Annotated in this window: 14 protein-coding genes and 1 other RNA gene; 5 read left to right on the forward strand and 10 right to left on the reverse strand. The window is 68.7% G+C overall.

Annotated elements, in window-relative coordinates; translation table 11 throughout:
• Positions 1–67: 67 nt before the first annotated feature.
• The 4 genes from B0920_RS09985 to B0920_RS10000 all read left to right on the forward strand — a co-directional run bounded on the left by B0920_RS09985 (position 68) and on the right by B0920_RS10000 (position 8,142).
• Positions 68–2,134: a carbon starvation CstA family protein gene (locus B0920_RS09985; RefSeq protein ID WP_078032351.1), complete on the forward strand. Its 2,067-nt coding sequence runs from the start codon at positions 68–70 to the stop codon at positions 2,132–2,134.
• Complete coding sequence (locus tag B0920_RS09990; RefSeq protein WP_078033368.1) at positions 2,134–2,328, forward strand: YbdD/YjiX family protein; 195 nt, start codon at positions 2,134–2,136, stop codon at positions 2,326–2,328. The genes B0920_RS09985 and B0920_RS09990 overlap by 1 nt, the downstream gene beginning before the upstream one ends.
• A gap of 764 nt (positions 2,329–3,092) precedes the next feature.
• Complete coding sequence (locus B0920_RS09995) at positions 3,093–6,002, forward strand: response regulator (protein WP_078032352.1); 2,910 nt, start codon at positions 3,093–3,095, stop codon at positions 6,000–6,002.
• A gap of 1 nt (position 6,003) precedes the next feature.
• Complete coding sequence (locus B0920_RS10000) at positions 6,004–8,142, forward strand: bifunctional diguanylate cyclase/phosphodiesterase (RefSeq protein ID WP_078032353.1); 2,139 nt, start codon at positions 6,004–6,006, stop codon at positions 8,140–8,142.
• Between the two features lie 3 nt (positions 8,143–8,145).
• Here the strand turns inward: B0920_RS10000 and B0920_RS10005 are convergent, their stop codons facing one another.
• The 9 genes from B0920_RS10005 to B0920_RS25950 all read right to left on the reverse strand — a co-directional run bounded on the left by B0920_RS10005 (position 8,146) and on the right by B0920_RS25950 (position 19,053).
• On the reverse strand, positions 8,146–10,545 hold the full coding sequence (locus B0920_RS10005; RefSeq protein ID WP_078032354.1) for a penicillin acylase family protein: 2,400 nt from the start codon (positions 10,543–10,545) through the stop codon (positions 8,146–8,148).
• Between the two features lie 425 nt (positions 10,546–10,970).
• Positions 10,971–11,828: a DUF2334 domain-containing protein gene (locus B0920_RS10015; RefSeq protein WP_078032355.1), complete on the reverse strand. Its 858-nt coding sequence runs from the start codon at positions 11,826–11,828 to the stop codon at positions 10,971–10,973.
• On the reverse strand, positions 11,815–12,951 hold the full coding sequence (locus B0920_RS10020; RefSeq protein ID WP_078032356.1) for a glycosyltransferase: 1,137 nt from the start codon (positions 12,949–12,951) through the stop codon (positions 11,815–11,817). The genes B0920_RS10015 and B0920_RS10020 overlap by 14 nt, the downstream gene beginning before the upstream one ends.
• A gap of 112 nt (positions 12,952–13,063) precedes the next feature.
• Positions 13,064–13,654, reverse strand: a complete 591-nt coding sequence (recR, locus tag B0920_RS10025; RefSeq protein WP_078032357.1) for a recombination mediator RecR — start codon at positions 13,652–13,654, stop codon at positions 13,064–13,066.
• 76 nt (positions 13,655–13,730) lie between these two features.
• Positions 13,731–14,057 carry a YbaB/EbfC family nucleoid-associated protein gene (locus B0920_RS10030; RefSeq protein WP_078032358.1) on the reverse strand — a complete coding sequence of 109 codons (327 nt, stop codon included), beginning with the start codon at positions 14,055–14,057 and terminating at the stop codon, positions 13,731–13,733.
• A gap of 28 nt (positions 14,058–14,085) precedes the next feature.
• Complete coding sequence (locus B0920_RS10035) at positions 14,086–16,290, reverse strand: DNA polymerase III subunit gamma/tau (protein ID WP_078032359.1); 2,205 nt, start codon at positions 16,288–16,290, stop codon at positions 14,086–14,088.
• A 167-nt stretch (positions 16,291–16,457) separates the two neighbouring features.
• Positions 16,458–16,556, reverse strand: an RNA gene (gene ffs / locus B0920_RS10040) — signal recognition particle sRNA small type.
• Between the two features lie 474 nt (positions 16,557–17,030).
• On the reverse strand, positions 17,031–18,515 hold the full coding sequence (ubiD, locus tag B0920_RS10045; protein ID WP_078032360.1) for a 4-hydroxy-3-polyprenylbenzoate decarboxylase: 1,485 nt from the start codon (positions 18,513–18,515) through the stop codon (positions 17,031–17,033).
• Positions 18,516–18,843: 328 nt separating this feature from the next.
• Positions 18,844–19,053, reverse strand: coding sequence for a hypothetical protein (locus tag B0920_RS25950; protein ID WP_179119053.1), 210 nt, complete (start codon positions 19,051–19,053; stop codon positions 18,844–18,846).
• Here B0920_RS25950 and B0920_RS10050 point away from each other — a divergent pair.
• Positions 19,034–19,903, forward strand: coding sequence for a lytic transglycosylase domain-containing protein (locus B0920_RS10050; RefSeq protein WP_078032361.1), 870 nt, complete (start codon positions 19,034–19,036; stop codon positions 19,901–19,903). The two genes, B0920_RS25950 and B0920_RS10050, sit on opposite strands and share 20 nt — an antisense overlap.
• Before the next feature lie 208 nt (positions 19,904–20,111).
• Here the strand turns inward: B0920_RS10050 and nusB are convergent, their stop codons facing one another.
• On the reverse strand, positions 20,112–20,582 hold the full coding sequence (gene nusB / locus B0920_RS10055; RefSeq protein ID WP_078032362.1) for a transcription antitermination factor NusB: 471 nt from the start codon (positions 20,580–20,582) through the stop codon (positions 20,112–20,114).
• Positions 20,583–20,586 lie beyond the last annotated feature (4 nt).

Consider the following 20,586-nt stretch of genomic DNA (forward strand, 5'->3'; position numbering starts at 1 on the left):
GCTGTCAAAAAACCGCCGGAACCCACCGGCGAACCAGAAGCATCAATCCACTTCGGAGGAGCCACCAATGAATCGTCTCACCAACGCGCTGGGCTGGATCGCGCTATCGGTCCTCGGCGCGTTTTCGCTCGGGGTCGTCGCGGTCAAGCGCGGCGAAACCATCAACGCGGTCTGGGTCGTCGCGGCCGCGGTCTGCGTCTACCTGATCGCCTACCGCTTCTACTCGCTCTTCATCGCCAGCAAGGTGATGCAGCTCGATCCCAAACGCCAGACCCCGGCCTACAAGTACAACGACGGCCTGGACTACGTCCCCACCAACAAGTACGTGCTGTTCGGGCACCACTTCGCCGCGATCGCCGGCGCCGGCCCGCTGGTCGGCCCCGTGCTGGCGGCCCAGATGGGCTACCTGCCCGGCATGATGTGGATCCTGGCCGGCGTCGTGTTCGCCGGCGCCGTGCAGGACTTCATGGTGCTGTTCCTCTCCACCCGCCGCGACGGCCGTTCGCTCGGTGACCTGATCAAGTCCGAAATGGGCGAGATCCCGGGCATGATCGCGCTGCTGGGCACCTTCATGATCATGGTGATCATCCTGGCGGTGCTGGCCCTGATCGTGGTGAAGGCCCTGACCGGCTCGCCGTGGGGCACCTTCACCGTGATGGCGACCATCCCGATCGCGCTCTTCATGGGCCTGTATTCGCGCTACTTCCGCGTCGGCCGCATCGGCGAAGTCTCGCTGATCGGCTTCGTGCTGCTGATGCTGGCCATCGTCGGCGGCCAGTGGGTGCACGATTCGCCGGTCCTGGGCCCGATGTTCACCTTCACCGGCACCGAACTGACCTGGATGCTGATCGGCTACGGCTTCATCGCTTCCGTGATCCCCGTGTGGCTGCTGCTGGCGCCGCGCGACTACCTGTCCACCTTCCTCAAGATCGGCACCATCGTGGCGCTGGCCCTGGGCATCGTGTTCGTGGCTCCGGACCTGCGCATGCCGGCCGTGACCAAGTTCATCGACGGCACCGGCCCGGTGTGGTCGGGTAACCTGTTCCCCTTCCTGTTCATCACCATCGCCTGCGGCGCGGTGTCGGGCTTCCACGCGCTGATCTCCTCGGGCACCACCCCGAAGATGATCGAGAACGAGACCCACGCCCGCTTCATCGGCTACGGCGGCATGCTGATGGAATCCTTCGTCGCCATCATGGCGCTGGTGGCCGCGTCGACCATCGACCCGGGCATCTACTTCGCGATGAACAGCCCGGCCGCCGTGCTCGGCACCACCGCGCAGTCGGCCGCTGCGGCCGTGTCGCAGATGGGCTTCGTGATCACTCCCGAGGCGCTGGACCAGATGGCCAAGGACGTCGGCGAGCACTCGATCATCTCGCGCGCCGGCGGCGCGCCGACCCTGGCGGTGGGCATGGCCCACATCCTGTCGAACGTGATCGGCGGCCAGGCCATGATGGCCTTCTGGTACCACTTCGCGATCCTGTTCGAGGCGCTGTTCATCCTGACCGCCGTGGACGCGGGCACCCGCGCCGGCCGCTTCATGCTGCAAGACCTGCTGGGCGCCTTCGCCCCGGCCCTGAAGCGCACCGAATCGCTGCCGGCCAACCTGCTGGCGACCGGCCTGTGCGTGGCCGCCTGGGGTTACTTCCTGTACCAGGGCGTGGTCGATCCGCTGGGCGGCATCAACACCCTGTGGCCGCTGTTCGGCATCGCCAACCAGATGCTGGCCGGTATCGCGCTGATGCTGGGCACCTGCGTGCTGTTCAAGATGAAGCGCGCCAAGTACGCCTGGGTCACGATCGTGCCGACCCTGTGGCTGCTGGCCTGCACCCTGACCGCCGGCTGGCAGAAGATCTTCGACGCCAACCCGAAGGTCGGCTTCATCGCCCACGCCAACAAGTTCCAGGCCGCGCATGATGCCGGCGAGGTGCTGGCGCCGGCCAAGACCGTGGAGCAGATGGAGCGCATCATCTTCAACGACTACGTGGATGCGACCCTGGCGGGCTTCTTCATGTTCGTGGTGCTGGCGGTGCTGGTGTACGGCGTGCGCACGGTGCTGGCGGCGCGCAACGCGAACGCGCCGACCGCGAAGGAAACCCCGTACGTGGCGATGTCCGCCCCGCAGGTGCAGTGATGTTCGGCTCGCTCGCACAGGCCGGCAAGTATCTCGGGCAGAGTCTGCGCCTGATGGTCGGCCTGCCGGAGTACGACACCTACCTGGCCCACATGGAACGTACCCATCCGGACCAGACGCCGATGAGCTACGAGGAGTTCTTCCGTGAGCGCCAGGACGCACGGTATGGCGGCAAGCGGGCGACCTGCTGCTGATGCTTGATGAAGGGGACGCGAAAGCGTCCCCTTCTGTTTTTGACGTCGCATGCGTCATCTCCGCGGCCCCTGCCCACCACCTCACCCACTACCGGCCTGCGGCCCTCAAACGTCATTCCGGCGAAGGCCGGAATCCAAGTTTCTCCGCAAACCACTTCGTTCGCCATATCCAATACGCACGCAAACTTGGATCCCGGCCTTCGCCGGGATGACGGTTCAACGCTGCGGGCCCTAGTGAGGCTTGGATCCCGGCCTCGCCGGGATGACGTGCTGAAGCCGCAGGGCATGAGGAGGCCTGGCGCTCTTCCCGCTGCGTCGTGCCCAAGGCCTCACCAATTACTAGCCTGCGGCTCAAAAACGTCATTCCGGCGAAGGCCGGAATCCAAGTTTCTCCGCAGACCACTTCGTTCGCCATATCCGACATGCGCGCAAACTTGGATCCCGGCCTTCGCCGGGATGACGTGCGGTAGCCGCAGGGCATGAAGAGGCCTGGCGCCCTTCCCGCTGCGTCGTGCCCAAGGCCTCACCAACTACGAGCCTGCGGCTCTAAAAGGTCATTCCGGCGAAGACCGGAATCCAAATTTCGCCGGGATGACGGTTTATGGCTGCTGCAGAAGTGAGGCAGCCCTTCCCGCTTTGACTCTGCGCAAAATCCCCCTTGCCCCTTGAACGTATATTTTTTTCTTGCGGGAATTTGCATTCCGCAAAGGAGGACCCGCCGCGCCCGTGGCGGGTCCACTTCGCCCTCGCCTGCGGGAACCGCAATGCCGAACTTCGAGCGCTCCAGCCTGAACCGGAAGCTGACCATGATCTCGCTGCTGTCGACGGCGACCGCGCTGCTGTTCGTGTTCGCCGCCTTCGCCGTGAGCTCGGTGATCAACCACCGCAAGGACGAGGCCATGCAACTGGCCTCCTTCGCGCGCGTCATCGGCGCGGCCAGCGCCAACGCCCTGCTGCTGGTCGACCGTCCCCAGGCCAACGCCACCCTGGCCGCCCTCGAGGCCCAGCGCAGCATCTCCAGCGCGGTGCTCTACGACCGCCTCGGCCAGCCCCTGGCCCGCTACCTCGCCAAAGACCGCGACGAACACGCCCTCGCCCCCCTCGACGGCCTGGACGCCGAATCCCTGGCCGACGCCAACCGCAAAGGCCGCGCCCTGTGGTCGCGCCACATGCGGGTCTACCACGCGGTGCGCAGCGGCGAGCTGGCGGTCGGCGTGGTGATGATCGAATCCGACCTGCTGCCGATGTGGCTCGACATCCTCGCCAGCCTGTCGGTGATCGGCCTGGCCATGGCGGCCTCGATGCCGGTGGCCCTGATCCTGGCCGGCCGCTTCAAGCGCAACATCCTGGAACCGGTCACCAAGCTGATCCAGGCCGCCCAGAAGGTGTCCACCAGCCAGAACTACAGCCTGCGCATCAGCCACAAGCGCAGCGACGAACTGGGCACCCTGATCGACAGCTTCAACACCATGATGGCCCAGATCCAGGACCGCGGCGCCGCCCTGCTGCACCACCGCGACGAGCTGGAACGCCAGGTCGGCGTGCGCACCGAGCAGCTGGAAAAAGCCAAGAACGCGGCCGAGGCGGCGAGCCGCGCCAAGAGCGCCTTCCTGGCCACCATGAGCCACGAGATCCGCACCCCGATGAACGGCGTGCTGGGCATGACCGAGATGCTGCTCGCCACCGAACTGACCGAGACCCAGCGCAACTACACCACCCTGGTCAAGCGCTCCGGCGAGCACCTGCTGGTGATCATCAACGACATCCTCGACTTCTCCAAGATCGAGGCCGGCAAGCTGACCATCGAGTACATCAACTTCAACCTCTGGGACCTGCTGGACGACATCCACAACGTCTACACCCCGCAGGCCGCAGCCAAGGGCATCGGCTTCGATTTCGACATCGCCAACGACATCCCGGTGGCGATCTGCGGCGACCCGAACCGGCTGCGCCAGATCATGGCCAACCTGCTGGGCAACGCGATCAAGTTCACCGACCAGGGCCGCATCCTGGCGCGGGTGCGCATGGCCGGCGAAGACGCGCAATCGGCCATGCTGCGCTTCGAGGTACACGACACCGGCATCGGTATCTCGCGCGAGGCCCGCGCGCGCATCTTCAACGCGTTTTCCCAGGCCGACGATTCGACCACCCGCAAGTACGGCGGCACCGGCCTGGGGCTGGCGATCTCCAAGCAGCTGGTGGAACTGATGGGCGGCGCGATCGGGGTCGACAACGCGCCCGAGCGCGGCTCGATCTTCTGGTTCACGGTCAGCTTCGACAAGCGCCGCGTCGACCCCGACGCGCCCGACGCCCCGGGCCGCCAGCAGCACAGCCTGGAGGGCCTGCGTTTGCTGGTCATCGACGAGAACGACCTGACCCGCGAGGAGCTGGTGCACCAGCTCGAAGCCTGGCGCGCCACCTGCGACGGCGCCGCCAGCGCAGCCGCCGGCTACGAGCGCCTGCTGGGCGCGGCGCGCCTCGGGCGTCCTTACGACGCGGCGGTGCTGGACATGGAACTGACCCAGACCAGCGGCCTGGCCCTGGCCGCCTCGATCCGCGCCGAGCCGGCGGCCCGCCACACCCACCTGGTGCTGCTCAGCCCCGAGCGCCTGGCCGCCGATCCAGTGCAGCGGCGCGAGGCTGGCGTGGCCTACCAGCTGGTCAAGCCGGCGCGCGCGGCCGATCTCTACGCCTGCCTGGCGATGCGCGCGGCCCGCCTTCACGGCCAGACGATCGAGACCCCGGCCCGGCCCGGCGCCGCCCTGCCGGCCGCGAGCCAGCCCGCCGCGGACGGCCGCGCGCCGCCCGGCCGGCGCGCCCGGCGCGTGCTGCTGGCCGAGGACAACCCGGTGAACGTCGAAGTGGCCAAGGCCATGCTCGAAAGCCTGGGGCTGGAGACCCACTGCGCGCGCAACGGCGAGGAAGCCTTCAACGCGGTGCGCGAAGGCGGCTGGGACGCGGTGCTGATGGATTGCCAGATGCCGGTGATGGACGGCTTCGCCGCCACCAGCGCGATCCGCCGCCACGAGCGCGAAGCCGGGCGCGCCCGCACCCTGCCGGTCATCGCGATCACCGCCAACGCCCTGCAGGGCGACCGCGAAGCCTGCCTGGCGGCCGGGATGGACGATTACCTCTCGAAGCCCTTCACCCAGCAGCAGCTGGCGGCCGTGATCGCGCGCTGGGTGGCGCTGCCGCTGAGCGCCAGCCGCCACCACGACGATCCCCTGCCGGCGCAGCCGCCGCGCCCGGCCCCGCTGGCCGCCTTCGCGGCGGCGCCGGCGCCGACGCCGCCGCGGCCGCCCGTCCAAGCCGCGCGCCAGGACCCGGTCGACATGGCGGCCCTGGAGAACATCCGCGCCCTCAGCCGCGAGGGCGGCGACGCCCTGGTCAACAAGGTGGTGGCGGCCTACATCAGCGACTCCCCGCGCCAGCTGGCCGCGCTGCGCCAGGCGATCAAGGGCGGCGACGCCGACGCCCTGCGCCGCGTCGCCCACAGCCTCAAGTCGGCCAGCGCCAACGTCGGCGCCAGCCGCGTGGCGGCGCTGTGCCGCGACCTCGAACAGATCGGCCGCGCCGGCGGCGTCGACGGCGCGGCCCCGCTCTTCGCTGACATGGAGCGGGACTACCTCTCGGTGCGCCAGTCGCTTCACGCCCTCCTAGAAAAGGAAACCTAGCATGCCAGCCTCTTCCCAATCCCAGCGCGGGACGGTCCTGGTCGCCGACGACGATCCGGTGATGCGTCTGCTGATGCTCGAGATGCTGGCCCAGGTCGGGCTGGACGCGATCGAGGCGGCCGACGGCCGCGAGGCCGTCCAACTGGCGCGCAGCCGGCAGCCCGACCTGATCCTGATGGACGTCGACATGCCGCACATGGACGGCTTCAGCGCCTGCGCCGAGATCCGCAAGGCCGAGCGCGACGGCGTCTCGGTGCCGATCGTGATGGTCACCGGCGGCGACGACGTGGAAGCCGTCACCCACGCCTACGAGGCCGGCGCCACCGATTTCGTGTCCAAGCCGATCAACTGGCCCATCCTCGGGCACCGCGTGCTCTATGTGCTGCGCGCCAGCGACGCCATCGCCCGCCTGCGCATCGCCGACGCCCAGAACCGCGCCGTGCTGGCGGCCATTCCCGACACCTTCTTCCGCATGAACGCGGATGGCTTCTACCTCGATTATGAGCCCGGCCAGGAACGCAGTGGACGGGGCCGGCCGGCACCCGGCAGCCATGACCGCAACTACGTCGGCCGCCACGTCGGCGACGTGCTGCCCGAGGACATCGCGGCGCGCATGCTGGAGCAGATGAAGGCGGTGCTGGCCACCCAGCAGGTGCGCTCGGTCGAGTACGAACTGCTCGACTGCGGCGAAGTCCACCACTTCGAGGCGCGCCTGGTGGCCACCAGCGCCTCGCAGGTGCTGGGCCTGGTGCGCGACATCAGCGAACGCAAGCGCGCCGAAGAGCAGATCCGGCGCCTGGCCTATTGCGACAGCCTGACCGGCATCCCCAATCGCCAGGCCTTCCTCGAGACCCTGGAGCGCGAGCTGCAGCGCTCCAAGATCGGCAACAAGAAGTTCGCCGTGCTGTTCATGGACCTGGACGCCTTCAAGCGCATCAACGACACCCTGGGCCACAACGCCGGCGACCAGCTGCTCAAGATGGTGTCCGACCGCCTGCGCGACACCACCCGCCCGAGCGACCTGGTCTCGCGCGGCGACGGCTCGGCCGAACGCGCCACCAACCTGGCGCGCCTGGGCGGCGACGAGTTCACCATCCTGATCCCCGACCTGGAGCGGGTCGAGCACGCCCTCAACGTGGCGCACCGGGTGAAGGAAGCGATGCGGCGGCCCTTCCTCATCGAGGGCAACGAGATCTTCGTCACCGCCAGCATCGGCATCTCGCTGTTCCCGGAAGACGGCGACGATTGCGGCTCGCTCCTCAAGTACGCCGACACCGCCATGTACCACGCCAAGAATTGCGGCAAGAACAACGCCAAGCTGTACAGCTCGTCGCTGACCATGCAGATCATGAGCCACGTGAAGCTGGAAGTGGGCCTGCGCAAGGCGCTGCAGAACGACGAGCTCTACCTGCTCTACCAGCCCCAGCGCGACGTCGCCAGCGGCGAGATCGTGGGCGTCGAGGCCCTGGTGCGCTGGCGCCATCCGGAGCGCGGCCTGGTGCCGCCGACCGAGTTCATCCCCCTGGCCGAGGAAACCGGCCTGATCGTGCCGATCGGCGAATGGGTGCTGCGCACCGCCTGCCGCCAGGCGCGCGCCTGGCAGCGCCTGACCGGGCGCACCATGCGCATGGCGGTGAACCTGTCGGCCAAGCAGTTCAAGGACGAGAACCTGTCGCAGATCGTGCTCTCGGCCCTGCACGACACCGGCCTGGAGCCGCGCCTGCTGGAGCTGGAGCTGACCGAAGGCACCTTGATGGACGACGCGCGCGCGACCCTGGTCACGCTGGAACAACTGCGCGGCATCGGGGTGTTCCTGTCGATCGACGACTTCGGCACCGGCTACTCGTCGATGAACTACCTCAAGCGCTTCGACGTGCGTGCACTGAAGATCGACCGCAGCTTCATCAGCGGCCTGCCCCAGGATTCGGAGAACGCGGCCTTCACCCGCGCCATCATCGCGATGGCGCACGGGCTCAAGATGGTGGTGGTGGCCGAAGGGGTCGAGACCGGCGAGCAGCTCCTGCTGCTCGAGGAGTATGGCTGCGACATGGTGCAGGGCTACTACCTCGGCCACCCCTCGAACGCCGAGGCGATCACCGCGATGCTGGGCAGCCTGCCGCTGGCCCTGCCCGCCAAGTAGGCCTCAAGGCACGAAGCGCAGCGTGTGCCGGGCCGGCCCCGGCAGCAGCGGCGTGGCGCCGCCCTCGGCCCAGGTCGCGTGCCCGGCCAGGAAGTAAGGCGAGAGCGGATGCCCGCTCTGCCCGCCCGGCATCGCGTACAAGCCCTCTTCCTCGCGTCCCGGCGACACCGTCATGCGCTGCGACTGGCCGAACTTCGGCCCGGCCACGCGCGGCATGTGGGAGTCGCCCGGCAGGCGGTCGCTGGGCGCGGCCAGGAAGGGCCTGAGCGCCGGCGCGGCCATGCTGATCGGGTGGGCCACGTTTGCCGTGTTGCGTTCGCCCCAGGTGGCCTCCTGCAGGGTCTTTCCTTCCTTGGCGATGGCGGCGATCACACGGTCCACCGCAGCCAGTTGCAGCGCCTGCCAGCTCGGCTGGCCGGCCGGCAGCCAGCCCGGCGGCTGCTCGTCCAGCAGGCGCGCGATGATCAGCGGCCAGTGACGCGCCGCCGCCGCCGCGCTGGCCTGGGGATCGAGTTCCTTCAGTGCCGCATTCGCCTGCCCGAACAGCAGCTCGTGCAGCGCCCACATGTAGTCGCGCGCCAGCCGGTAGCCGTGCGAGCCGACGCTGGCGCGGCCGTCCCAGCTGGTTTCCAGCAGGCGCCGGAACTCGGCCCGCTGCGGGTGGCCGCTCAGGGCGCTGGCGTCCAGCGCCGCCAGCGCGCGGCGCCGCCATTCGGCCATGAACAGGGCGCGGTCGTCCAGGGCCGCGGTGGCGGCCTGGCGCACGTCCATCTTCGGGCCGAGGGCGCGCAGGGCTTCGCCGAGCTGGCGATTGCGCGCGCCCAGGTCGAAGCCGCCGTCGCCGATGCGCTCGGCTCCCTCGCCCATCAGCTGGCGGTTGTTGGCGGTGGTGATCTGGCCGTCCTTCGGGTTGACGATGCGCGGGTAGTCGGCCGCCGGCAGCAGCCCGTCCCAGGTCGGGGCGTCGCCGCTTGCCGCCAGCGGGAAGGTGGCCACCGGCGCGGGCGTGGCGCGGCGCGGCAGCACGCCGGCGATGGTCCAGCCGATGTTGCCGGCGGCGTCGCCGGCGACGAAGTTCTGGGCCGGGATGCCGTCGATGGCGGCGATCGCCAGCGCCTCGTCGACGCTGGCGGCGCTCTCCAGGCGCAGGTGGTTCAGGTTCAGGGCCTCCGGATGGTGGGCCACCCAGTGCACCGCGTACTGGCGTCCGCCCGCCTCGCGGATCGGCCCGATCGAGGTCTCGCGCACCACGAAGCGGGCCGGCTCCTGCCCCTTCACGGCGATCAGTTCGAGGTGCTCGCGCGGGGTCTCCCAGCCGGCCGGCGTGCGCACCTGGCCGCGCCGGGCGGGGTCGGTGTCCAGCTCGACCAGGTCGAGCAGGTCGGCATAGCTGTTGGTGAAGCCCCAGGCCACCTTGCCGTTGCTGCCCACGATCAGCGAGGGCGGCGCGCCCGGCAGGGTCACGCCTACCAGGCGGCGCTGGCCGCCGGCGCCGTCCGGGAAACGCAGCGCCAGGCGGAACCAGATGTTGGGCAGTTGCAGGCCGAGGTGCATGTCGTCGGCCACGATGGCGGCGCCGGTGCTGCTGCGGCTGCCGGCCACCGCGTAGTTGTTGCTGCCGACCGCGTCGGTGAAATCGGCGCCGGCGAGCCGCACCGGCGTCTGGGACGCGGCGCCCCACCAGCGCGGCGCGCGCGGCGGGAGCGGCGGCGGCGGCGCGCTGGCGGCGACGCCGTCGAGGGTGGCGTCGAGGGGACTGGCGTCGGGCAGCAGGAAGGCCAGCTGGGCGGCGTCGCTGTTCTCGCGCATCCAGCCGCGCGCCAGCTCGCGCGGGGCCTGGCTGTCCTGCAGGTCGATGTACATGGCCCACATCACCAGCAGCGAATCCTGGGCGCTCCAGGCGCGCGGCTGAGCGCCGACCAGGGCGTATTCAAAGGGCTGGGCGCGCAGCGCGTTCAGGCCTTCGTTGACGCCGGCGACGTAGCGCGCGAGCAGCGCGCGCTCGGACGCGGACAGGCGCGCCAGCAGCGCGTCGGCGCGGGCACGGAAACGGTGCAGGCGGCGCGACTGGTCGAGCGGCAAGGCGCGCGGCCCGAACAGCTCGGCCAGCTCGCCGGCGGCGGTGCGGCGCAGCAGGTCCATCTGGAAGAAACGCTCCTGGGCGTGCACGAAGCCGGTGGCGTAGGCGAGGTCGCCGCGATCGGCGCCGCTGATCAGGGGCACGCCGTCGGCGTCTCGCTCCACCCTCACCTCGGCCTTCAGGCCGGCCACCCTGCGTTCGCCGTCGAGCTGCGCCAGGCTGGCGCGCAGGTACAGCCAGGCCCCGGCCAGCGCCAGCAGCACCAGGGCCAGCAGCGCCGCCAGGCCGCGCATGGTCCAGGTCTTCCATCCACGCTTGCGCATGTGTCTCCTCCATGTTTTTAGGGGGCGTATCTTGCCAGAAAAACCTATCGCCCGGCGAACGATGCGCGTCGGAAGCGCGTGACGCTGGCCTGGGGCGCTCCCGAACACTATTGATGCAGCGCAGAAGTGGGCGCGGCGGGCTGCCTATGCTGGTAGTGCGTCATCGCAGGACGCGGGAGGAGCATGCATGCAGGTTAATTTCGTCGCGGGAATGCGCCGGGCAGGACGCCCGCTTCGCCTTTCCGTCGCAGCGGCCACCGCGGGTTGCCTGGCCGGCGTGGTGTCGGGCTGCGCCAGCACGCCCCAGGAGCGGGTAGCCCGCATGCAGGCCGACATGGAGCAGCAGATCGTCGTCTACGGGCCCGCTTGCGCCCGGCTCGGCTATGGCGCCAACACCGACCCCTGGCGCCAGTGCGTGCTGCAGCTCAGCATGCGCGAGGAGCTGCGGCGTCTCGGGGATGCGTCGCCCTACCATGGGGGCTGGGGATCGCCGTACTGGCGGGGAGCGGGCTACTGGGGACCCTACTGGTAAGCAGCGCGGCGAAGGCGGCCTTGGTCATGGCGCTGCGCCGCGCCAGCAGTTGCTCGACCTTGCGCTGGGCGTCGCGCAGCAGGCGCGGATGGCCCAGGTCGGGCGGGTGCAGGCTCAGGCGCACGAGCGGCGCACGCGCCAGCATGGCCGCCGTCGTCTCGGCGAACAGCGGCGAACACAGCCGGCCGCTGCGGTTGCGCGCGGCGTAGACGAGCGAAGGCGAAAAGAGCGAGGCCAGCGGCTCGCCCTCGCGCAGCGCATGAAAGCGCGTGAAGGTGGTGGTGTAGGCGAAGTCGAAGCGGCGCAGGGCGCGCCAGCCGCCCTCGCCCAGCAACCAGGCCGGGGCCACGAAGCCGCTCGTGTGCCAGCCGCGCGCGGCGAACCAGTCGAGGCCGAGGTCGATGCGGCGCGCGGCTTCGGCTTCCTGCAGCGCGGCGAATTCGCCTTCGCGCGTATAGGCGCTGCGCAGGATGCGCTCGCGCCAGCCGCGCGCGGGCGGTCCGGTGTCGAGGTGGGTGTAGCCGTGCAGGGCCAGTTCGTCGCCGCGCGCCAGGGCGGCGTCCAGCCCTTCCTCCATGGCCTCGGGCGCGCCGGCGCGATGCGTGCTGCGGTGGTAGTCGGGCACCACCAGCCAGGTGAGCGGAATGTCCGCGACCTCGCGGATCGCGGCGGCCAGGCGCGCGCACTCGTCCCAGGTGGCCGGGGCCACGTCGTGGATCGAGACGCACAGCGCCGGCTCAGTCGGTGACATACAGGCCTTCCAGGGGCGCGGCGGCGGCCTGGCCCATGCCGAGCAGGCTGTGGTAGCGCCGCATGATCTGCGGAAAGATCTGGTTCCAGTCGAAGTATTCGCGCGTCTTGTGGCGCGCATGCCGCCCCATGGCCGCCATGTCGCGCCCGTAGATGGCCTCGATGGCGGCGGCCAGGCTGTCGACGCAATTGGGCTGGGCCAGCAGCCCCGACTGCTCGTCGACCAGCTCGGCCACCCCGCCGCCCAGGGTGGCCACCACCGGCAGGCCGCAGGCCATGGCCTCGAGCACGATCAGGCCGAAGGTCTCGCAATCGCCCGGATGCACCAGCACGTCGCAACTGGCGAGCAGCCGCGCCAGCTCGCGCTGGTCGCGCTGGAAAGGCAGCACGCTGATGCGCTCGTGCAGGGGCGGCTCGGCCCCGCCGCCCACCATCAGCAGGTGATAGGGTGCGCCCAGCTTCTGCACGGCCTCGGTCAGCAGGGACAGTTTCTTGTCCTGGGTAAAGCGTCCGGCATAGACCAGCAGGCGCGCGTTCGGCGGCAGGCCGAGTTCGGCGCGCAGGGTCTCGACCCGGCGTTCGGGCCGGAACACTTCGCTGTCGATGCCCAGCGGCTGGTGCAGCGCGCCCTTCACGCCCATGGCGTCGAGCTGCTCCACCATCAGGCGACTGGGGGCCAGCACCAGGTCGAATTCGCGGTACAGGTGGACCAGGTAGGTGCGCACCGCCTGGGCGGCGGCGTGGCCGAAGCGGTTGTCCACCAGGCGCGGCAGGTCGGAATGGTAGAAGGCGATGGCCGGCACGCCGTGGCGCTCACGCAGGCGCAGGGCGGCCCAGGCGCTGTGGCCGGCGTCACCCACCTCGACCAGGTCGGGCCCGGCCGCGCGCAGGCGGCGCGCGATGGCGGTGACGGAGACCGGCATGCGGTAGCCGTTGATGCCGGGCAGCGGCACGCCGGGAACGCGCACCAGCGAGGGGATGTCGCCGCCCTCGTCCACGTTCGGGCTCATGATGGTATGGCGCAGCTGGCCGTGCCGCGCCAGCCATTGCGATTTGGCGTTCAGGTAGGTGCTGACGCCGCCCCCTTCGGCGGCGTAGAACATCGTGATGTCGACGAGATGCATGTCGGGTCCGCTGAAAGTGCACACAGTAGCAGCGCCAGACGGTCCAGGCTTGCGCGCACGCACAGCTCTGCTGCATCGACTGCTTGTGGCTACCGGGTTGTCGTTACAACCATTATGCGCTTCTACGGTCGATCATGGCGCGCGCGATGGTGCCGGCGTCGACGTACTCAAGTTCGCCGCCCACGGGCACGCCGCGCGCCAGCCGGCTGACCTTCAGGCCGCGCGCCTTGAGCATCTCGCTGATGTAGTGGGCGGTGGCTTCGCCCTCGTTGGTGAAGTTGGTGGCCAGCACCACCTCCTGCACCTGCCCATCGGTGGCGCGCGCCACCAGCTTGTCCAGGTGCAGGTCCTTGGGACCGATGCCGTCCAGCGGCGAGAGCCTGCCCATCAGCACGAAATACAGGCCACGCCAGGTCAGGGTCTGTTCGATCATGAGCTGGTCGGCGGGGGTTTCTACCACGCACAGCAGCGCGCGGTCACGCTCCGCGTCGCTGCACAGGTCGCACACCTCGGTGTCCGAGAAGGTATTGCACATGGCGCAATGGTGCACCGTGTCGACCGCCTGGTAGAGCGCGCGCGACAGCAGGGCCGCGCCTTCGCGGTCGTGCTGCAGCAGGTGGAAGGCCATGCGCTGGGCCGATTTCGGGCCCACGCCGGGGAGGCGGCGCAGGGCTTCGGTAAGAAACTCGAGGGACTTGGACATGGCGCCTACTGTAGACCAGGCCGGCCCTTGCCGGCGCGCTCATCCAGGATACGATGGCCGTGGTGCTTGCTCAAGCTCAGAACGGCATCTTGAAGCCGGGCGGCAGCGGCATGCCGGCGGTCAGGCCGCTCATCTTCTCGGCGGCGGTGGCTTCGGCCTTGCGCACGGCGTCGTTGAAGGCCGCGGCCACCAGGTCTTCCAGCATGTCGCGGTCGTCGCCCAGCAGCGAGGGGTCGATGCTGACACGCTTGACGTCGTTCTTGCAGGTCATCACGACCTTGACCAGGCCGGCGCCCGACTGGCCTTCGACCTCGATCTGAGCCAGCTGTTCCTGCGCCTTCTTCATGTTGTCCTGCATGGCCTGGGCTTGCTTCATCAGGCCTGCGAGCTGGTTCTTCATCATGGTGGTTTTCTCCAAATAGGTTAAGGGTTCAGGACGCCGTCGGCTTGACCGAGCCCGGCACGATGAAGGCGCCGAACATGCGCTCCATCTGCTGCACGAAGGGGTCGCGGGCCACGGTGGCCTCGGCCTGGCGCTGGCGTTCCTCGCGCGCCGCCTTCTGCTCGGCGCCGGCGGTGTACCACACGGGGCCGATCTCGGTGTCGACGGTGACGCGGAAATCCGGGAATTGTTCCTGCAGGGCGGCGGCCAGCTTCTCGCTGTTGCCGCTGGCGCGCAGGGTGTCGACCGGCACGCGCAGGCGGAAGATGACGGCGCGGTCGTTCACGCTGCAGCCGACCAGTTCGGTCTGCAGCGCCAGTTGCTGGGCCACGCCGCGCAGCGGCAGGCTGCCGGCAAGCGCCGGCCAGTTGCCGTCCCAGCCGATCTCCGGCACGGGCGTGATGACGTAGGCGTGCGGCGGCGCGCTGGGCGCGCGCACCGCGGGCGCCGGCGCGACCACGGCCGGGGCTTCGGCGGCGACGGCGGTGTCGTCGGAAAATTCGGTGACCCAGGCGGGCGGCTCGTCGTCGGCCTGCTGCTGCTCCGGCTGCTGCTGGCGCATGGCCGGCTGGGGCGCGGCCATGGCGCGCGCCTGGCCGCCCTCCCAGGGCGGGGCCGCCTGCGGCGCGGCGGGCGCCTGGCGCGCGGCCGGGGCTGGCGGCATGGAAGCGCTGGTCGGCGGCGCTGCGGGCGGAGCCGGCGGTGCGCTGGGCGCGCTCGGCGCCGCCGGTGTGGCGGCCTGGGCGGCAGGCGCGGCCGGTGCAGCGGGCGCTTCAGCGCCCGGACGCTTGGGCGCAGCACCGCCACCGCCACGGTTCGAGGCGGCGCGCGCGGCTTCCAGCGCGGCATTGATGGCCGCGCGGGCCGAGGTCATCGCGGGGGCGCCGGCGGCATTGCCTGCGGGCGCTGCGGGCGCGGGGCCCGGCGCGGGAGCCGGTGGCGCACTCGGAGCGCTCGGTGCGGCCTGGGCCGGCGCGGCAGGACGCGGCGCGACGGCGGCGTGGCTGGCCACGGCCGCGGCGGCGGCGCGCGCGGGCTGCGCGGGTGCGGCGCTGGCGGCGGGCGCGGCTAGGCTCGGGGCTTCCGCCCCGCCCTGGCCGGGACGAAAGGCAAGCATGCGCAGCAGGGTCATCGTGAAGCCGGCGTACTCGTCCGGCGCGAGGCCGATCTCGTTACGTCCGTGCACGGCGATCTGGTAATACAGCTGGACTTCCTGGGGATCGAAGGCCTGGGCCAGGCGCAGGATGTCGTTCAGTTCCGGCAGGTCTTGCGGCACCGCTGCCGGCACGCTCTGGGCCAGGGCGATGCGGTGCAGCAGGGTGCCGAGGTCCTGCAGCGCGCCGTTGTAGGACAGGCTGCGGCTGGCCATCTCGTCGGCCACCGCCATCAGGTCGGCGCCGTCCTGGGCCACCAGGGCGTCGAGCAGGCGCACCAGATAGGACTGGTCGAGCGCGCCCAGCATGCCCTGCACCGCGTCCAGCGTCACCTGGCCGGCGGCATAGGCGATCGCCTGGTCGGTCAGCGAAAGCGCGTCGCGCATCGAGCCGTGCGCGCCCTGGGCCAGCAGGCGCAGGGCCGGCTGTTCGAAGCTCACGCCTTCCTGGCCTAGGATGTTTTCCAGGTGGCCGACGATGTGGCCGGGAGGCATCTGCTTGAGGTTGAACTGCAGGCAGCGCGACAGCACCGTGACCGGGATCTTTTGCGGGTCGGTGGTGGCCAGGATGAACTTGACGTGGGGCGGCGGTTCCTCGAGCGTTTTCAGCATCGCGTTGAACGCGTGGTTGGTGAGCATGTGCACCTCGTCGATCATGTAGACCTTGAAGCGCGCATTGCTCGGCGCGTAGACCGCCTGCTCCAGCAGTTGGGCCATCTCGTCCACGCCGCGGTTGGAGGCGGCGTCCATCTCGATGTAGTCGACGAAGCGGCCGGCGTCGATCGCGCGGCAGGCTTCGCACTGCCCGCAAGGCTCGGCCGTGATACCGCCCTGCCCGTCCGGGCCGGTGCAGTTGAGCGACTTGGCCAGGATCCGCGACAGGGTGGTCTTGCCGACCCCGCGCGTGCCCGTGAACAGGTAGGCGTGGTGCAGGCGGCCAGTCCTCAACGCATGGGTCAGCGCACGGACCACGTGCTCCTGGCCGACCAGCGTTTCGAAGTTCTTGGGACGGTATTTGCGGGCGAGGACTTGATAGGACATGCCGGGATTTTACCGCAGTTGGGCCTTGCCGCGAACAATCTGAGGGGCTGCCGACAAGCAATTAAGACAATGCGCAGGGCATACCGATGGGTCTGTGCGCGGACAGGTCGACCGGCGACTGGAAGAACTGCTTTGGGAGGTGAAACGGGAGGATGCGGAGGGTAATAAGAGGCGAGCCTGATCTGCGGCACTTGCGGTGAACGGCTTTGGCTGCTTCGTTCCCGACCTGACCAGGTAAACCATGCCACAATGCGCAGGGGCCCGCCAGCGGTCATTATACCCCACCGTCAAGCGTTTGGGAAACGGCGGGAGGCACCCCGGTAGTATCGCGTCTTTGAGATCATGAAGACGCTCGGAAAGCGGCGAGCAGCCACTCGAGCAGCACCCGCCCTCAGCCGCAAGACCGTCGCCCCGGCGAAGGCCGGGGCCCAAGTTGACGTGCACGGCCGTTCAGGCAAACTTGGGTTCCGGCCTTCGCCGGAACGACGTTTTGCTGACAATGATGTACGGCGGGCGGCCACCCAGGCATCACCCTGCCCTCAGCCGCAAGACCGTCGCCCCGGCGAAGGCCGGGGCCCAAGTTAGCGTGCGCGGCCGTTCAGGCAAACTTGGGTTCCGGCCTGCGCCGGAACGACGTCTCGCTAACACTAACGGCCTCTTGCTGACACTAACGACGTCTTGCCAACACTAACAACGTCTTGCCAACACTGACGACGTCCCGCTAACAGCAATGAGGACGTTCAGATCCCCAACTGCCCCCAGATCTCGTCGACCTTCCGCTTCACCGCCTCGTCCATGACGATCGGCGTGCCCCACTCGCGGTTGGTCTCCCCCGGCCATTTGTTGGTCGCATCGATCCCCATCTTGCTGCCCAGCCCGCTGATCGGCGAGGCGAAGTCGAGGTAGTCGATCGGCGTGTTGTCCACCATGACCGTGTCGCGCGTCGGATCGACCCGGGTCGTGATGGCCCAGATCACTTCTTTCCAGTCGCGCACGTCCACATCCTCGTCCACCACCACGATGAACTTGGTATACATGAACTGCCGCAGGAAGCTCCACACCCCGAACATCACGCGCTTGGCATGGCCCGCGTACTGCTTGCGCATCTGGACCACCGCCATGCGGTAGCTGCAGCCTTCCGGCGGCAGGTAGAAGTCGGTGATCTCGCTGAACTGCTTCTGCAGCAGCGGAATGAAGACCTCGTTCAGCGCCACGCCCAGCACCGCCGGCTCGTCGGGCGGTTTGCCGGTGTAGGTCGAGTGATAGATGGCGTCGCGCCGCATCGTGATGCGGTCCACCGTAAACACCGGGAAGCTGTCCTGCTCATTGTAATAACCGGTATGGTCGCCATACGGGCCCTCGAGCGCGTGCTCGAAGCCCGAGGGATGGTTCGCGTCCGGATAGATATGCCCTTCCAGCACGATCTCCGCCGAGGCAGGCACCTGCAGCTCGCTGCCGATCGCCTTGGTGAGCACGGTGCGGCTACCGCGCAGCAGGCCGGCGAACTGGTACTCGGACAAGGTGTCCGGCACCGGCGTCACCGCGCCCAGGATGGTGGCCGGGTCGGCGCCCAGCGCCACCGCAATCGGATAGGGCTTGCCCGGATTGGCCAGCGCGTGTTCGCGGAAGTCGAGCGCGCCGCCGCGGTGGGCCAGCCAGCGCATGATCACCTTGTTCGGCCCCAGCACCTGCTGGCGGTAGATCCCCAGGTTCTGGCGCTTCTTGTTCGGGCCCCTGGTCACCACCAGGCCCCAGGTGATCAGGGGCGCGACGTCGCCCGGCCAGCAGTGCTGGATAGGCAGCTTGCCCAGGTCCACGTCCTGCCCTTCCCACACCACTTCCTGGCATGGCGCGCCGCGCACTTCTTTCGGCGCCATGTCCCAGACCGCCTTGACGAGCGAGCCCAGGTCCATGATGTCCTTGAAGCCCTTCGGCGGTTCGGGTTCCTTCAGCCGGGCCAGCACGTGGCCGATGCGGCGCAGCTCGCCGACATCCTCGGCGCCCATACCCAACGCCACCCGGCGCGGGGTGCCGAACAGATTGCCCAGCACCGGCATGCGGTGCCCGGTGGGCTGGGTGAACAGCAGGGCTGGGCCGCCGGCGCGCAGGGTGCGGTCGCAGACCTCGGTCATTTCCAAGTGGGGCGAAACCGGGATTCCGACACGTTTGAGTTCGCCCATGCTTTCGAGCTGGGCCATGAAATCCCGTAAATCTGTATATTTCATCAAGTTTTTGATCGATTTTCGACTGGAAGAGGTGCGTGAAGCCGCCTCGCCAAGTGGTTGATATTGCTGAGCTTTCTCGACAGGGTGGTCAAAAGTCAGAACTAAAAGTAATAAGAGCGACTCGTGCTAGGGTTGACTTGATATAAGCTCGCCCCTACAATCCACCCTACTTGATGAGGCAGGCGAGTCATTTTTGACATCATTCTAGCTGTTCTCATGCATTCACGGGGTCGGGGCCCCACATGACATTTTTGAGGAGTGTTTTTCTTAGGGCGTCTGCCCGCTTCCCCGAGACAGTTGTTGAGCTACTGGTTCCGGTCATTATCGGTCACACCAGCTGAAGCAAAGCAATCACGGCGTTCCGTCGACCGCTGCGCGGCGACAGACGATATTTCTGATGCACGGCACAAGACCATCCACCGAAGCGCCTGAGCGCTCCGAACGGGATCGTTTTTGCCGCGACAAAGGGAGATTCGATGATGCATCGTATCATCGCGGGCGCAAGGTCCGCACAATCCATGGCCAGCCAGCCAGTCACGTGGTCTTCCGTGACGAAAGCGGCACGCGGTCTGTTAACGACTGCACAATACACCCTGACCGCATTCGGTCTCACCGCCATCGCAACACTGGCACTGCTGTACACCAACGACGACGTCGCCAAGCGCGTCTCGGAACTGCTCCATCCGCAACAGGACAAAGTCGCTGTCGCAAGCGCGGCAGCCCCCGCCCCGGTGCTCAAGGCGACGGCCGAAGCCGTGGTCGAGGAAAGCGCGCCCGCCGCCCATCCGGTGGCCGGCAGCAGCAAGCAGCAGAAGTTCGTCACCGACTGGCTGTCCAAGCGTTACCGCGTGGCCAGCGACGCGGCCAACATGCTGGTCTCGACCGCCTACATGACGGCGCACGAGGTCAAGCTCGACCCGCTGCTCATTCTCGCGGTCATGGCGATCGAATCCGGCCTGAACCCCTTCGCGGAAAGCCCGATGGGCGCCAAGGGCCTGATGCAGGTCATGGCCAAGGTCCACCACGACAAGTTCGAGAAGGTGGGCGGCCAGCAGGCGGCCCTCAATCCGGTCGCCAACATCCGCGTCGGCGCCCTGATCCTGAAGGATTACGTGAACCGCACCGGTTCGGTCGAGGGCGGTCTCAAGACCTACGTCGGCGCCGCCGACCTGGAAACCGATTCCGGCTATGGCTCGAAAGTCCTGGCCGAGTACAACCGCCTGAAGCAGGTCGCCAAGGGCCACAAGGTGCCGACCCGCACCGTGCCCACGCCGCAGCCGGTCATGGTGAGCAAGCCGGCCGAGCCGGCAGCCACCCCGGCGCCGGCTCCCGCCCCTGCCCCGGCGCCCGCGCCGGAACAGGCGTCGGAAGTCCTGGCCGGCCTGTAAGCCGCAACGCACTCCTCACGTGCCACCGCTTCGGCGGTGGTTTTTTTTGCGCTGTCCGCGCCGATTGGCCGGACGGCTCGGGGAGTCGACGCGCACCGCGCCAGATCAACCCGCACCGCGCCAGATCAAGTGGCGCCGCGCCATGAAAAAAGCCACCGGCTCGCGCTCGGTGGCTTTCGCACTATATATATAGCAGAGCGTGCTGCGATCAGCCGCGCTTGTCCGCCGCGACCTCGTCCGGACGCAGGCTCGAGGCCAGGCGGTCCAGCACGCCGTTGACGTACTTGTGGCCGTCGATGCCGCCGAAGGACTTGGTCAGCTCCACCGCCTCGTTGATCACGACGCGGTAGGGAGTCTCCGGGTGGTTCTTCAGCTCGTAGGCGCCCAGCAGCAGCACGCCATGCTCGATCGGCGACAGCTCGGTGAGCGGGCGGTCGATCAGCGGGGCGATCGATTCGCGCAGCTCGACCGAGGTCGAGATCGCGCCGTTCAGCAGTTTGGCGAAGAACTCGCCGTCGGCCTTGTCGAAGCCGTGCGCGCCGCGGATGTTGGTGGCGACGGTGCGCGCCGCCTCGTTATTCAGCAGCCACTGGTACAGCCCCTGGAGCGCGAACTCGCGCGCGCGATGACGCGGCGTGCGGTTCTTGCTGGGGTTGGCATGCATACTCTTGTCAGTCATTCGT

It is taken from the genome of Massilia sp. KIM (assembly GCF_002007115.1).
Classification (GTDB): Bacteria; Pseudomonadota; Gammaproteobacteria; order Burkholderiales; family Burkholderiaceae_D; genus Telluria.